12 protein-coding genes and 1 riboswitch are annotated in these 13,662 nt (G+C 69.1%); of the genes, 5 read left to right on the forward strand and 7 right to left on the reverse strand.

The window, feature by feature from the left end; genetic code table 11:
• Nucleotides 1-2: 2 nt before the first annotated feature.
• Nucleotides 3-977, reverse strand: coding sequence for a GlxA family transcriptional regulator (locus ACHFIV_RS04480; protein WP_398963711.1), 975 nt, complete (start codon nt 975-977; stop codon nt 3-5).
• Nucleotides 978-1,058: 81 nt separating this feature from the next.
• Here ACHFIV_RS04480 and ACHFIV_RS04485 point away from each other — a divergent pair, with 81 nt between their 5' ends.
• A complete protein-coding gene (locus ACHFIV_RS04485) occupies nt 1,059-1,271 on the forward strand; it encodes a hypothetical protein (protein ID WP_398963713.1) in 213 nt (70 codons plus the stop codon).
• Here ACHFIV_RS04485 and ACHFIV_RS04490 read toward each other — a convergent pair.
• The 6 genes from ACHFIV_RS04490 to ACHFIV_RS04515 all read right to left on the reverse strand — a co-directional run bounded on the left by ACHFIV_RS04490 (nt 1,268) and on the right by ACHFIV_RS04515 (nt 8,479).
• A complete protein-coding gene (locus tag ACHFIV_RS04490) occupies nt 1,268-2,284 on the reverse strand; it encodes a ribonucleotide-diphosphate reductase subunit beta (RefSeq protein WP_398963716.1) in 1,017 nt (338 codons plus the stop codon). The genes ACHFIV_RS04485 and ACHFIV_RS04490 overlap by 4 nt on opposite strands.
• Nucleotides 2,284-4,680 carry a ribonucleoside-diphosphate reductase subunit alpha gene (locus ACHFIV_RS04495; protein ID WP_398963718.1) on the reverse strand — a complete coding sequence of 799 codons (2,397 nt, stop codon included), beginning with the start codon at nt 4,678-4,680 and terminating at the stop codon, nt 2,284-2,286. The genes ACHFIV_RS04490 and ACHFIV_RS04495 overlap by 1 nt, the downstream gene beginning before the upstream one ends.
• Nucleotides 4,681-4,816: 136 nt before the next feature.
• Nucleotides 4,817-4,940, reverse strand: a riboswitch (cobalamin riboswitch).
• Nucleotides 4,941-4,992: 52 nt separating this feature from the next.
• Entirely contained in the window at nt 4,993-5,493 is a 501-nt protein-coding gene (locus tag ACHFIV_RS04500) for a GNAT family N-acetyltransferase (RefSeq protein ID WP_398963721.1), read from the reverse strand.
• A 147-nt stretch (nt 5,494-5,640) separates the two neighbouring features.
• Nucleotides 5,641-7,275, reverse strand: a complete 1,635-nt coding sequence (gene mctP / locus ACHFIV_RS04505; RefSeq protein WP_398963724.1) for a monocarboxylate uptake permease MctP — start codon at nt 7,273-7,275, stop codon at nt 5,641-5,643.
• Nucleotides 7,272-7,484: a DUF3311 domain-containing protein gene (locus ACHFIV_RS04510; protein WP_398963727.1), complete on the reverse strand. Its 213-nt coding sequence runs from the start codon at nt 7,482-7,484 to the stop codon at nt 7,272-7,274. Before ACHFIV_RS04510 ends, mctP begins: the two co-directional genes overlap by 4 nt.
• A gap of 230 nt (nt 7,485-7,714) precedes the next feature.
• Nucleotides 7,715-8,479: a GntR family transcriptional regulator gene (locus ACHFIV_RS04515; RefSeq protein WP_398964220.1), complete on the reverse strand. Its 765-nt coding sequence runs from the start codon at nt 8,477-8,479 to the stop codon at nt 7,715-7,717.
• Nucleotides 8,480-8,765: 286 nt separating this feature from the next.
• Between ACHFIV_RS04515 and ACHFIV_RS04520 the strand changes: the two genes are divergently transcribed.
• The 4 genes from ACHFIV_RS04520 (at nt 8,766) to ACHFIV_RS04535 (ending at nt 13,610) form a co-directional block, all read left to right on the forward strand.
• Nucleotides 8,766-10,064: a sugar ABC transporter substrate-binding protein gene (locus ACHFIV_RS04520; RefSeq protein WP_398963730.1), complete on the forward strand. Its 1,299-nt coding sequence runs from the start codon at nt 8,766-8,768 to the stop codon at nt 10,062-10,064.
• 126 nt (nt 10,065-10,190) lie between these two features.
• Nucleotides 10,191-11,207 (forward strand): carbohydrate ABC transporter permease, encoded by a 1,017-nt coding sequence (locus ACHFIV_RS04525; protein WP_398963732.1) that lies wholly within the window; start codon nt 10,191-10,193, stop codon nt 11,205-11,207.
• Complete coding sequence (locus ACHFIV_RS04530; RefSeq protein WP_398963735.1) at nt 11,204-12,076, forward strand: carbohydrate ABC transporter permease; 873 nt, start codon at nt 11,204-11,206, stop codon at nt 12,074-12,076. Before ACHFIV_RS04525 ends, ACHFIV_RS04530 begins: the two co-directional genes overlap by 4 nt.
• A gap of 10 nt (nt 12,077-12,086) precedes the next feature.
• Nucleotides 12,087-13,610, forward strand: a complete 1,524-nt coding sequence (locus tag ACHFIV_RS04535) for a glycoside hydrolase family 3 protein (protein ID WP_398963738.1) — start codon at nt 12,087-12,089, stop codon at nt 13,608-13,610.
• The last annotated feature ends 52 nt before the right edge of the window (nt 13,611-13,662 follow it).

Raw genomic sequence — 13,662 nt, forward strand, 5'->3', positions numbered from 1 at the left:
CGTCAGGCGGCCTCGGTGATGTCGGCCGGTCCCCGGAAGGTGCGGCGGTAGGCGTTCGGGGTCGTACCCAGTGAACGTACGAACTGATGGCGCAGCGCGGCCGCGTTCCCGAAGCCGGTCTGACCCGCGATCGTGTCCACGGTCGCGTCCGAGGTCTCCAGCAGGTGCTGCGCCAGCAGGACCCGCTGCCGGAGCAGCCAGCGGTACGGGGTGGTGCCGGTCTCCTGCTGGAAACGACGGGCGAACGTCCGGGGCGACATGTGGGTCCGGTCGGCCAGCTGCTCGACGGTCATCTCCTCGTCGAGATGGCGCTCCATCCAGGCGAGGGTGTCTCCGACGGTGTCGCACCTGGTGCGCGGCAGCGGACGCTTGATGTACTGCGCCTGGCCTCCGTCCCGGTGCGGGGGGACCACCATGCGGCGCGCGATGGCGTTCGCGACGGCGGGCCCGTGCGCCTGGCGTACCAGATGCAGTGCGGCGTCGATCCCCGCGGCCGTGCCCGCCGACGTGATGACCGGCCCCTCGTCGACGTAGAGCACGTCCGGCTCCACGACGGCCCGCGGGAAGCGGCGCGCCAGCTCCTCGGAGTGCCGCCAGTGGGTGGTGCAGCGGCGGCCGTCCAGCAGGCCCGCCTCACCGAGGACGAAGGCGCCGGAGCAGACGCTCAGCACCCGCGCGCCGCGTTCGACCGCCCGGCGCAGGGCGTCGAGGGCCTCCTCGGGGTACGTCCGCGCCACGAAGTGACTCCCGGCGGGTACGGCGATGAGATCGGCCTCCTCCAGACGGTCGAGGCCGTACGGGGTGCTGATGGAGAAGCCGGCGTGCGTCCGCAGCACCGGGCCCTCCGCCGAGACGACCGCGAAGTCGTGGACCGGCAAGCCGTCCTCGGAGCGGTCGAGCCCGAACACCTCGCACAGCACGCCGAGTTCGAAGGGATGGACATCGTCGAGCAGCAAGGCGGCGACATTCTTCAGCATGACGCCAGTGTGGCAGTAAATCGAGGGTGTGTGACAGTCCTGCCACTGCCGGAATCCGGCCGCGGGGACGACAGTGGAGCCATGAACACATTCATGAACTACCTGGCCGTAGCCGTACTTTTCGCCCTCGTCCTGCTGCCCGCGCTCCTGGGCCTCGCACGGGAGCGCCGGATCGACCGTGAGCTCCGGGAGGCGCGACGGCGGCGTGAGGCGGCGCCCCGGAGTGCGACGGGCGCCGCGTCGCCGGTCACGGCCACGCGGCGCCCGTACGTCAGGTCCTGGGCGAGGGTCTAGAAGTCGTCGTCGAAGCCGACGGACCCCTCCACCGCCACCTGGTACGCGGAGGGGCGGCGCTCGAAGAAGTTGGTCAGCTCCTGGACCCCCTGGAGCTCCATGAACGAGAACGGGTTCTGCGAACCGTAGAGCGCGGGGAAGCCGAGCCGGGTGAGCCGCTGGTCGGCGACGCACTCCAGGTACTGGCGCATCGACTCGGTGTTCATCCCCGGCAGGCCCTCGCCGCACAGGTCGCGGCCGAACTGCAGCTCCGCCTCCACGGCCTCCTTCAGCATGTCGGTGACCTGCTGCCGGAGCTCGTCGTCGAAGAGGTCGGGCTCCTCCTTGCGGACGGTGTCGACGACCTCGAAGGCGAAGTTCATGTGCATCGTCTCGTCGCGGAAAACCCAGTTGGTGCCCGTGGCGAGACCGTGCAGCAGACCGCGCGAGCGGAACCAGTAGACGTACGCGAAGGCGCCGTAGAAGAACAGGCCCTCGATGCACGCGGCGAAACAGATCAGGTTGAGCAGGAAGCGCCGGCGGTCCGCCTTCGTCTCCAGCCGCTCGATCTTCTCGACGGAGTCCATCCACCGGAAGCAGAACTGCGCCTTCTCACGGATCGACGGGATCTCCTCCACCGCGTCGAACGCCGCAGCGCGGTCGTCCGGGTCGGGCAGATAGGTGTCCAGCAGCGTCAGGTAGAACTGGACGTGCACGGCCTCCTCGAACAACTGGCGCGACAGGTAAAGCCGCGCCTCGGGGGAGTTGATGTGCTTGTAGAGCGTCAGCACCAGGTTGTTGGAGACGATCGAGTCACCCGTCGCGAAGAACGCGACCAGCCGGCCGATCATGTGCTGCTCGCCGGGGGACAGTTTCGCGAGGTCGGCGACGTCGGAGTGCAGGTCCACCTCCTCCACCGTCCAGGTGTTCTTGATCGCGTCCCGGTAGCGCTCGTAGAAGTCCGGGTAGCGCATGGGACGCAGAGTCAGTTCGAAGCCCGGGTCGAGCAGGTTCTTGTTCTCGGACGTGGTCATCACTGGCAGGCCTCGCAGGACTCGGGGTTTTCGAGGGAGCAGGCGATCGCGTCCGCGTCGGGAGCGGAAGCCTGCTGTACGGGGATCGGGGCAGCGGCGGCGGCCGTCCCGGACGCGGCGCGGGCGATCCGGGTCGCCGGGCGCGAGCGCAGGTAGTACGTCGTCTTCAGCCCCTTCTTCCAGGCGTACGCGTACATCGAGGAGAGCTTGCCGATCGTCGGCGTCTCCAGGAACAGGTTCAGTGACTGGCTCTGGTCGAGGAACGGCGTACGGTCCGCCGCCATGTCGATCAGTCCGCGCTGCGGGATCTCCCACGCCGTGCGGTACAGCGCGCGCACGTCCTCGGGGATCCAGGCGAAGCCCTGGACGGAGCCGCTCGCCTCGCGCAGCGCCTCACGGGTCCGGGCATCCCAGACGCCGAGCCGCTTCAGCTCCTCGACCAGGTAGGCGTTGACCTGGAGGAACTCCCCGCTGAGCGTCTCGCGTTTGAAGAGGTTGGAGACCTGCGGCTCGATGCACTCGTACACCCCGGCGATGGAGGCGATCGTCGCCGTCGGCGCGATGGCCAGCAGAAGCGAGTTGCGCATGCCGGTCGTCGCGATACGGGCGCGCAGCGCGTCCCAGCGCTCCGGCCAGTTCAGCTCGGTGTCGTAGTGGTCCGGATGCAGCACCCCCCGGGCGGCGCGGGTCTCGGACCAGGCGGGCAGCGGGCCCGACCGCTCGGCGAGGTCGCAGGAAGCCTCGTAGGCGGCCAGCATGATCCGCTCGGAGATCCGTGCGGAGAGGGCGCGGGCCTCGGGGGAGTCGAACGGCAGGCGCAGCTGGAAGAAGACGTCCTGCAGACCCATCGCGCCCAGGCCGACGGGGCGCCAGCGGGCGTTGGAGCGGCCGGCCTGCTCGGTCGGGTAGAAGTTGATGTCCACCACGCGGTCGAGGAAGGTCACCGCCGTGCGGACGGTGGCGTCGAGCCGTTCCCAGTCGATGGTGCCGTCGGTGACGAACGCGCCGAGGTTGACCGACCCGAGGTTGCAGACGGCCGTCTCGCCGTCGTCGGTGACCTCCAGGATCTCGGTGCACAGGTTCGAGGAGTGCACCACGCGGCCCGGCTCGGCGGTCTGGTTCGCGGTGCGGTTGGAGGCGTCCTTGAACGTCATCCAGCCCTGGCCGGTCTGGGCGAGCGTCCGCATCATCCGCCCGTACAGCTCACGGGCCGGGAGTGTCCTGCGGGCGAGCCCCCTGGCCTCGGCGGCCCGGTACGCGGTGTCGAACGCGTCGCCCCACAGGTCCACCAGCTCGGGAGCGTCCGCCGGGGAGAACAGCGACCACTGCGTGTCCGCCTCCACGCGGCGCATGAACTCGTCCGGGATCCAGTGCGCCAGGTTGAGGTTGTGCGTACGCCGCTGGTCCTCACCGGTGTTGTCGCGCAGCTCCAGGAACTCCTCGATGTCCGCGTGCCAGGTCTCCAGGTAGACGGCCGCGGCACCCTTGCGGCGGCCCCCCTGGTTGACCGCGGCGACGGAGGCGTCGAGCGTCTTCAGGAACGGCACGATGCCGTTGGAATGGCCGTTGGTGCCACGGATGAGTGACCCCCGGGCGCGAATACGGGAGTAGGAGAGCCCGATGCCGCCCGCGTGCTTGGAGAGGCGTGCCACCTGGTGGTACCGGTCGTAGATCGAGTCGAGCTCGTCCAGCGGTGAGTCCAGCAGGTAACAGGACGACATCTGCGGGTGGCGGGTGCCGGAGTTGAACAGGGTGGGGGAGGAGGGCAGGTAGTCGAGCCGGTTCATCAGGCCGTACAGCGCTGCCACTTCCTCCAGGGCGCGCTCCGAGGTGTCCTCGGCCAGCCCCGCGGCGACGCGCAGCATGAAGTGCTGCGGGGTCTCGACGACCTGGCGGGTGAGGGGGTGGCGCAGCAGGTAGCGGCTGTACAGGGTCCGCAGCCCGAAGTAGCCGAAGCGGTCGTCGGCACCGTCGGCGAGTGCCTGGCCGACCAGTGCGTCGAGGGCGGCGGAGTGCAGCGCGACGAACTCCGCCGTACGGTCCGCGATGAGGCCCTCGCGGTGCCCGACGGCGACCGACGACGAGAAGGAGACGGCGCCCTGGCCGGCGGCCTCGTCCGCGACGGCCCGGGTGAGCAGCCGGGCGGCGAGCCGGGAGTAGGCCGGGTCCTCGGAGATCAGACCGGCGGCGGCCTCGGTGGCCAGCGAGCGCAACTCGGCCTCGTCCGAACCGGCGTTGCGGCCGCGCAGCGCGGCCGCCGCGACACGTCCGGGGTCGGTGCCGGGCAGGTCGGCGGTGAGGCCGGTCAGGGTCCGCAGCAGGGCGGTCCCGGGCGCGTCGTTCGTGCGGCCTTCGGATTCCGCGGCTGACACCGGGTCGGCTGGCGCGATGGTCACTGGGGCTATCCCTCGCTCGGCTCGGGGCCTGCGGGAGCGGGGCAGCCGGACACGGCGGCGTCCGGGAAAGGGCGCACGGCGCACGGCGTCCACCGGCCCTCCGCGGGGCCCGGACGTCTCGGCGTCCGGTTCGGTCGAGCCGGACGCACTGTCGACAGGTCTTCGGACTTCGGGGTGCGCAGAAGCACACCCATCACACCGTTGCGGGACAGTTCCGGATTCGCACCGGATTCCCCTGCGGCGACAGCGAGGTCGAGCATACATGTGGGGGCTCCTGATTGAAGAAGCCCCCACATGTTGTGTCGGGGTAGGTCAGAGCTCCAGCCGGTATGTCAGGAGTGGGAGGTCCGGGAGCGGGCACCAGTCCCGCTCCGGGGTCCGTACGAAGCCGAGGCGCCGGTAGATCCTGTGGGCGCCCAGCATGGCCGGCTGCGTCGAGAGGACCAGCCCGGAGAGTCCTCCGGCGGCCCGCGCCCGGTCGACGCAGGCCCGTACGAGCGCCTCGCCCGCGCCCCGTCCGCGGGCCTCGGGCGAGACGGCGAGCATCCGGAACTCCGCCTCGTCCTGACTGGCGACGTCCGCCCACGGGCTGCCGGGAGCCACGTAGGTGACGCCGCCCAGCAAGCGGCCGTCGGCGTCCAGCGCGACCAGCACCTCGGCCTCGGCCGCCCGCCGCTCCACGGCGCGAAGCTGATCCAGATAGGGGTCCCCGGCGCCGAGGTCCAGGAGCCCGTCGCCGAGGTAGGCCTGGGCGGTGATCTCGCCCAGAGCCTCGAACTGAGCGGGCCGGACCGGCCTGATCGATACGTCCATGCACGGCAGTCTGCCGCAGACGACCGGCGGGGCGCGCCCCGGTTCCGGACGCCCGGCGGCACCGGGCCGCCGCCGGGGACGACGCCGTCCCGGCAGGGCGGGCCCTGCCGGGACGGAGGATGTCGACGCGCGAGGGCGCGGGGGAGGTCAGTGACCCCCGGGGGCGCCCGCCGTGGCCGGCGGGAGCTCGGCCTTGACGCCCGGGTCGCCGATGTCAGCCGTGTAGTCGGACGGGGAGGTCTCGTCCACGCCGGCAGGAGCCTTCAGCGCGTTGAGGACGAAGGTCAGCACGATCACGACGACGAGGTTCAGCACGAACGCGGTGAGACCGATGTAGCCGATCTCGCCGATTCCCGGGATCTCCTTGGAGGACCCGCCGAAGTGCTTCTGGGTCGGGCTGGCGACGCCGTAGGCGGCCACCGTGCCGTAGATCATGCCGACCGCCCAGCCCGCTATCAGGGCCCAGCGGTGGAACCACCGGGTGAACAGTCCGCCCACCAGGGCCGGCATCGTCTGGAGGATCCAGATGCCGCCCAGCAGCTGGAAGTTGATCGCGACCGTCTTGTCCATGGTGAGGACGAAGGCGAGCGCGCCGACCTTGACCAGCAGCGAGACCAGCTTGGAGACCTTGGTCTCCTGCGCCGGGGTCGCGTCGGGCTTGATGAAGTCCTTGTAGATGTTGCGGGTGAAGAGGTTCGCCGCGGCGATCGACATGATCGCGGCCGGCACCAGGGCGCCGATTCCGATCGCGGCGAAGGCCACACCCGCGAACCAGTCGGGGAACATGTTCTCGAAGAGCTGGGGGATCGCGAGCTGGCCGTTGTCCACCTTGATCCCGGCGGCGATCGCCATGAACCCGAGCAGGGCCAGCAGTCCCAGCATCAGCGAGTACAGCGGCAGGATCGTGGTGTTGCGCCGGATCACGTCACGGCTGCGGCTGGAGAGCGTCGCCGTGATCGAGTGCGGGTACATGAAGAGGGCCAGCGCCGAGCCCAGCGCCAGGGTGGCGTACACCCACTGGCCGGAGGCGCCGGGCGCGAGCCCTGCCACCGGTTTGCCGGCCGCCTCGTTCGCGGCGGAGAACTTCTCGCCGGCCGCGGCGAAGATGTTGTCGAAACCGCCGAGTTTGATCGGGATGTAGATGATCGCGACGGCGATGACGAGGTAGATCAGGCCGTCCTTGACGAACGCGATCAGCGCGGGCGCGCGCAGTCCCGAGGAGTAGGTGTACGCGGCGAGGACGGCGAACGCGATCAGCAGCGGCAGGTCCTTGATGAACCAGTGCGTGGTCTCGCCGCCACCCACGCCCATCACGTCCAGCACGGCCTGGATACCGACCAGCTGGAGTGCGATGTACGGCATCGTGGCGAGGATGCCGGTGAGGGCGACCGCCAGCGAGAGCCCCTTGGAGCCGAAGCGGCCACGGACGAAGTCCGAGGTGGTGACGTAGCCGTGCTTGTGCGAGACGGACCACAGGCGCGGCAGGAAGGTGAAGATCAGCGGGTAGACGAGGATCGTGTACGGGACGGCGAAGAAGCCGGCCGCGCCGGCCGCGTAGACCGCCGCGGGCACCGCGACGAAGGTGTACGCCGTGTAGAGGTCGCCGCCGAGCAGGAACCAGGTGACCCAGGTGCCGAACGACCGTCCTCCCAGGCCCCATTCGTCGAGGCTGGCCTCGTTCTCCGCCTTGCGCCAGCGCGCGGCCATGAATCCGATGACCGTGACGGCCAGGAAGAAGAAGATGAACACGGCGAGTGCGACGCCGTTCACGCCGTCCTTCATGCGGACGCACCCCCCTTGCGGGCGCGCTGGTCACGCTGCCACAGCTTGTACGCGATCATGGTGAGCGCGGTCGAGACGACCACCCAGAGCATCTGGTACCAGTAGAAGAACGGGATGCCGATGAAGGACGGTTCGATCCTGGCGTACGAGCCGACCCAGAGCATCGCCACGAACGGGGCGATCAGGCACAGGGCGATGACCACCCTCATGGGTGTCACGGTCGGTGCTGTCGGTGGGTTCGCATCGGTATCTGCTGGCATGTGGCGACTCCGTCCCCTCGCTGATCACCTGGTGTAATGCGCAGGAAATCTAAGCGAGAGGTCCGGCCACCGTCACCCCCCGTCCGCATTGCGGTCCTGCAACGGTCCGGTGTCGCCCGAAATGACTGATCCCCCCGCGGGCGCGGGGGGATCAGAGGTGCCGTGGGTGCGGAAAGACCTCAGTCGGCGGGACGCTTCAGGCGGGCCACGAACTTGTACCGGTCACCCCGGTACACCGAGCGCACCCACTCGACCGGCTCGCCGTCCCCGTCGATCGAGTGCCGGGACAGCATGAGCATCGGAAGGCCGACGTCCGTGCCGAGCAGCCCCGCCTCGCGCGGGGTGGCGAGCGAGGTCTCGATGGTCTCCTCGGCCTCGGCGAGCCGCACGTCGTACACCTCGGCCAACGCGGTGTAGAGCGAGGTGTACTTCACCAGTGAACGGCGGAGCGCGGGGAAGCGCTTGGCCGAGAGGTGAGTGGTCTCGATGGCCATCGGCTCGCCGCTGGCGAGCCGGAGCCGCTCGATGCGCAGCACCCGGCCGCCCGCCGTGATGTCCAGCAGCCCGGCGAGCGTGTCGTCCGCCGTGACGTAGCCGATGTCCAGCAGCTGGGAGGTGGGTTCCAGCCCCTGGGCCCGCATGTCCTCGGTGTACGAGGTGAGTTGCAGGGCCTGGGAGACCTTCGGCTTGGCCACGAAGGTGCCCTTGCCCTGGATGCGCTCCAGCCGGCCCTCGACCACCAGCTCCTGGAGGGCCTGGCGCACCGTGGTGCGCGAGGTGTCGAACTCCGCGGCCAGGGTCCGCTCGGGTGGCACCGGCGTGCCGGGCGGCATGGTGTCCGTCATTTCGAGGAGATGGCGCTTGAGCCGGTAGTACTTCGGGATACGGGCGGTACGCGCGCCGGCACCGTTCTCGCTCGTACTGCTGCCCCCGTCGGCACCCATGGCCCGCCTTCCCGCCTGCTGCGTTGCTGCCGTCACCGGCTCCTCCGTCTGTCGCGGCTCACATGGTGGCACGGTCCGGTCACGGGTCGTCGCCCTCCCTCAGGTGTCGGTCCGATAACGGACGCGAGTGCACTTCTTATACACCCTTGACACCCCTAAAGGTCTAGGCCAAGCTCCCGGTACTGGTCTAAACCATTAAAGACCAGGTCCCAGCCCCACAGGTAGCGCCAGGCGTACGTCTTCGCGGTGGGCGGGGGGTTGCTGGTATCCCTGAGGAGGGTGTGGCATGAAGCGCAAGCTCATTGCGGCAGTAGGCGTCGCAGCGATGATGACCGGAATCGCGGCGTGTGGTGGGGACAGTAATGACAACGCCGCGAAGGACCCGAAGGACCGTACCGAGAGCCTGACGGTCTGGCTCATGGTCGACGCGCAGAGCACCTGGCCGGAACTGGTCAAGGACGTCAACGCGCAGTTCAACAAGAAATACCCGAAGGTCAAGGTCAACGTCCAGTACCAGCAGTGGGCGGACAAGGCCAAGAAGCTCGACACGGCCCTCGGTGGCGACAAGTTCCCGGACGTCGTCGAGCTCGGCAACACCGAGACGATGCAGTACATCCTCAACGGCGCCCTGGCCGAGATCGACCCGAATAAGTACGACAACTCGGACACCTGGATCAAGGGCCTCAAGGACACCTGCACCTTCGAGGGCAAGCAGTTCTGCGTGCCCTACTACGCGGGCGCCCGTGTCGCGGTCTACAACAAGGACATGCTCAAGAAGGGCACCGGCAGCGACGCCCTCCCGCAGACCGAGGACGAGATGCTCGCCGCACTCGACAAGGTCTCGGCCGAGTACACCAAGAAGGACAAGCGCTTCTCGTCCCTCTACCTGCCGGGCCGTTACTGGTACGCGGCCATGTCCTACGTCGCGGCCTACGGCGGATCCATCGCCGAGTACGACGAGGGCGCGAAGGAGTGGAAGGGCAACCTCTCCTCCGCCGAGTCCCAGAAGGGCATCGAGCACTTCGTCAACCTGGTCAAGAAGTACAACAAGGCCGACCAGACCAAGGACGAGCAGGACCACGCCAACGTCATGGCCAACGAGAAGGCGGCCCTGATCTACGGCAACGGCTGGGAGGCCGGCTCCGTCGTCGACGGCGCCAACAACGGCAACCCGAAGCTCGAGGGCAAGATCGGCACGGCCGGTATGCCCGGCCCGGAAGGCAAGGCCCTCCCGTCCTTCATCGGCGGTTCGGACCTCGCGGTGACCGCCAAGTCCAAGGTCACCGACCTGGGCGAGGAGTGGGTCTCCCTCTTCACCAGTGAGAAGTCGCAGGAGGTCCTCACCTCCAAGAACATCCTCCCGAACAACGAGAAGCAGCTCGAGCCGCTGAAGTCCAAGCCGGAGACGGCCGCCGTCGCCAACGCCGTGCCGGACGCCTGGTTCACGCCGATCGCACCGGGCTGGACCTCCATCGAGAAGGAGGAGGTTCTGGAGAACATGCTCCTGGAGATCCTCAAGGGCACCTCGGTGGCCGACGCCGCCAAGAAGGCCGACGGCAAGATCAACGAGCTGATCAACAAGTAGTCCCCGGGCCTTCGGCTCTCCAGGCGGGGGTCCGGCGAACACCGGGCCCCCGCCTCCCTTTTCTCAGGTAGAAACGCCGTGATTCCCGGGTGCAGACCCCCGGAATCCCGATGGAAGGTCAGTCACGTGACTGCTGCCGACACCAAGGCCGCCGGTCCACCGGTCCCCGTACCGCGTGCCCCGGAGAAGACCGGGACCTCGCCCTCCGCGCAGGAAGCCGCCGGGCCACGCCCGAAGAAGCGGCGGAAGAAGGGGGAACTCCTCCCCTACCTCCTGATCCTGCCGGCGATCCTGGCGATCGCCGCCGTCTACGTCTACCCGCTGATCAAGACCGTGATCATGTCCTTCCAGGACCTGGGGCGGGCGGCCCTCTGGGGCAACGGCGAGACCCCGTGGGTCGGTTTCGAGCAGTTCACCAACATCCTCGGCGACCCGGAGTTCTGGTCGGTCGTCGGCCGGACCGTCGTCTTCATGACCATATGCGTCGTGCTGACCATGGGCATCGGCCTGCTGATCGCCCTGATGATGCTGAGGGTCTCCACCTGGGTGCGGATCGTCCTCACGGTGGCGCTGATCGCCGCCTGGTCGATGCCGCTCATGGTCGCCGCGTCGGTCTTCCGCTGGCTCTCCGACTCCGACTACGGCCTGATCAACACACTGCTCGCCGACCTCACCGGCGACGAGGACCGGTGGCTCGGCCACAACTGGTTCCTCGACCCCTGGCAGGGCTTCGGCATCATCACGCTCCTGGTGGTCTGGGGCGCCATCCCGTTCGTCGTGATCACGATGTACGCGGCTCTCACCCAGGTCCCGAAGGAGCTGGAGGAGGCGGCGGCCCTCGACGGAGCCAGCGCGTTCGGCGTCTACCGCTTCGTCACCTGGCCCGTCATCAAGCCGGTGTTCACCATGGTCGCCACGCTCTCGGTCATCTGGGACTTCAACGTGTTCGGCCAGATCTGGCTGCTGCGCGGCAACAAGCCCGAGCCCGAGTACGAGACCCTCGGCCTCTACTCCTTCTCCAAGGCGTTCGAGTCCACCTCGTTCAGCCAGGGCAGCGCGATCGCACTGATCACCGTGCTGATGCTCTCCGGCGTCGCCGTGTACTACCTGCGCCAGCTGATCAAGACGGGAGAGGTCGAATGAGCGCCTCCGCACCCACGAACGCACCGGCCCAGGTCCTGCGGCCCGACCGCAGGAGGAACCGCCTCGGCTACAACATCCTGGCGCTGGTCACGGCCGCGCTCATGGCCTTCCCCGTCTACTGGCTGATCGTCAGCTCGCTGCGCCCCAACCACGAGATCAGGTCCTACGACCAGACCCTGTGGCCGTCCTCCCTGACCTTCGACAACTTCGCGCGCGCCGTGAAGCAGGACAACTTCGCGACGGCGATCCAGTCGAGCCTCATCGTCTCGGTCACGGCCGTCCTCGGCGGAATGATCATCGCCACCCTTGCGGCGCTCGCCATCGGGCGCTTCCGCTTCTTCGGGCGGAAGGCGCTGATGATGGTCATGATCCTCGTGCAGATGCTTCCGCCGACCGCGATGCTCATCCCGATCTACCTCCAGCTCAACGCGATGGGAGGCATCGACGAGTACTGGGGACTCATCGTCGTCTACCTGGTCTCCACGCTGCCCTTCGCGACCATCATGATCCGCGGGTTCGTGATCAACATCCCCGTGGAGCTCGAGGAGTCCGCGATGGTGGACGGCTGTACCCGCATGGGGGCGTTCCGCCGGGTCATCTTCCCGCTGCTGGCGCCGGGGCTCGCGGCTGCGTCCATCTTCGCCCTGGTCAACGCGTGGAACGAGTACCTCTTCGCGTACATCCTGATCAACGACAACTCCAAGTACACGCTCAACGTGTGGCTGATGACGTTCACCACGGAACGCGGCACGGACTACGGCGCGCTGATGGCGGCCTCCACGCTCATCTCCATCCCGGTCGTCATCTTCTTCATGATCATCCAGGGGAAGATGGCCACGGGGCTCACCTCCGGCGCCGTGAAGGGATAGTGCGGCTTCCATGACCACTCTCGTATCCACCACGGACACCGTCACCCGTGACGCGCTCGCCGTCCTCCAACCCGGCTTCACCGGCACGAGCGCCCCGGACTGGCTTCTGCGCAGGGTCGGCGAAGGCCTCACCTCCGTCGGACTGTTCGGCCGGAACATCCACTCGCCCGAGCAGCTCGCGGCGCTCACCGCCCGGCTGCGGGCCGAGCGCGACGACGTACTGGTCGCCATCGACGAGGAGGGCGGCGACGTCACCCGGCTGGAGGTCCGCAGCGGCTCGTCCTTCCCCGGAAACCTCGCTCTCGGCTCCGTCGACGACGTGGACCTGACCAGGGCCGTCGCCCGGGAGCTCGGCCGCCGGCTGGCCGAGTGCGGGGTCAACCTCAACTGGGCGCCGTCCGCGGACGTCAACTCCAACCCGGGCAACCCGGTCATCGGCGTACGGTCCTTCGGCGCCGACACCGCCCTCGTCGCCCGCCACACGGCCGCGTACGTGGAGGGCATGCAGGCCGCGGGCGTCGCCGCCTGCACCAAGCACTTCCCGGGCCACGGTGACACGGCAGTCGACTCGCACCACTCGATGCCCCGCATCGATGTGGATCTGGACACCCTGCACGCCCGTGAGCTGGTGCCTTTCCGGGCGGCCATCGCAGCGGGTTCCAAATCAGTGATGAGTGCACATATCCTGCTTCCCGCACTCGACCCGACCCGGCCCGCGACCCTGAGCCCGCTGATCCTCACCGGACTGCTGCGCCAGGAGATGGGCTACGACGGGCTGATCGTCACCGACGGCATGGAGATGGACGCCATCGCCGGCACGTACGGCATCGAGCGCGGATCCGTCCTCGCGATCGCCGCGGGCGCCGACGCCATCTGCGTCGGCGGCGGGCTGGCCGACGAGGAGACCGTGCTGCGGCTGCGCGACGCGCTGGTGGCGGCGGTGCGGGCCGGAGAACTGCCCGAGGAGCGGCTGGCCGACGCGGCCGCACGTGTACGGGCCCTCGCGTCCTGGACGCAGAGGGCGAGGGGGGCAGCCCCGGAGCCGGGCGCGGACATGCAGGAGGGGACCGCGCCCGGCGCCGGAGCCGGCGTCGGACTGGTGGCGGCCCGCAGGGCCGTCAGGGTCACGGGCACCGCCGAACCGCTGCGTACGCCGGCGTACGTCGCCGCGCTCACCCCGGTCGCCAACATCGCGGTCGGTGACGAGACCCCGTGGGGAGTCGCGGCCGAGCTGGCCCGGATCCTGCCCGGCACGGAGACGGGCACCTACAGCGGCGGGAGCACGTCGCCGGCCGACGGGGTGCTCGAGGCGGCGGGGGAGCGGCGCATCGTCGCCGTCGTCCGTGACGCCCACCGGCACGCGTGGATGAGCGACGCGCTGGACACGGTGCTGGCGGCGCGGCCCGACACGATCGTGGTCGAGATGGGCCTGCCCGAGGCGCCGCCCCGGGGAGCGCTGCACATCGCCACGCACGGCGCGGCGCGGGTGTGCGGCGTGGCTGCCGCGGAGGCGATCACGGGCACGCGTGGCTGAGCCCCGGACGGGTCACACGTGAGGGCCGGGCCACCGTGACGGGTGGCCCGGC

Source organism: Streptomyces sp. ALB3, from assembly GCF_044385685.1.
Classification (GTDB): Bacteria; Actinomycetota; Actinomycetes; order Streptomycetales; family Streptomycetaceae; genus Streptomyces.

Bases quoted from the DNA above. Each gene is read 5' to 3' on its own strand.
- ACHFIV_RS04485 (WP_398963713.1), top strand. From the start codon at position 1,059: ATGAACACATTCATGAACTACCTGGCCGTAGCCGTACTTTTCGCCCTC.
- ACHFIV_RS04500 (WP_398963721.1), bottom strand. From the start codon at position 5,493: ATGGACGTATCGATCAGGCCGGTCCGGCCCGCTCAGTTCGAGGCTCTG.
- ACHFIV_RS04490 (WP_398963716.1), bottom strand. From the start codon at position 2,284: ATGACCACGTCCGAGAACAAGAACCTGCTCGACCCGGGCTTCGAACTG.
- ACHFIV_RS04480 (WP_398963711.1), bottom strand. From the start codon at position 977: ATGCTGAAGAATGTCGCCGCCTTGCTGCTCGACGATGTCCATCCCTTC.
- ACHFIV_RS04515 (WP_398964220.1), bottom strand. From the start codon at position 8,479: ATGGGTGCCGACGGGGGCAGCAGTACGAGCGAGAACGGTGCCGGCGCG.
- ACHFIV_RS04510 (WP_398963727.1), bottom strand. From the start codon at position 7,484: ATGAGGGTGGTCATCGCCCTGTGCCTGATCGCCCCGTTCGTGGCGATG.
- ACHFIV_RS04530 (WP_398963735.1), top strand. From the start codon at position 11,204: ATGAGCGCCTCCGCACCCACGAACGCACCGGCCCAGGTCCTGCGGCCC.
- mctP (WP_398963724.1), bottom strand. From the start codon at position 7,275: ATGAAGGACGGCGTGAACGGCGTCGCACTCGCCGTGTTCATCTTCTTC.
- ACHFIV_RS04520 (WP_398963730.1), top strand. From the start codon at position 8,766: ATGAAGCGCAAGCTCATTGCGGCAGTAGGCGTCGCAGCGATGATGACC.
- ACHFIV_RS04535 (WP_398963738.1), top strand. From the start codon at position 12,087: ATGACCACTCTCGTATCCACCACGGACACCGTCACCCGTGACGCGCTC.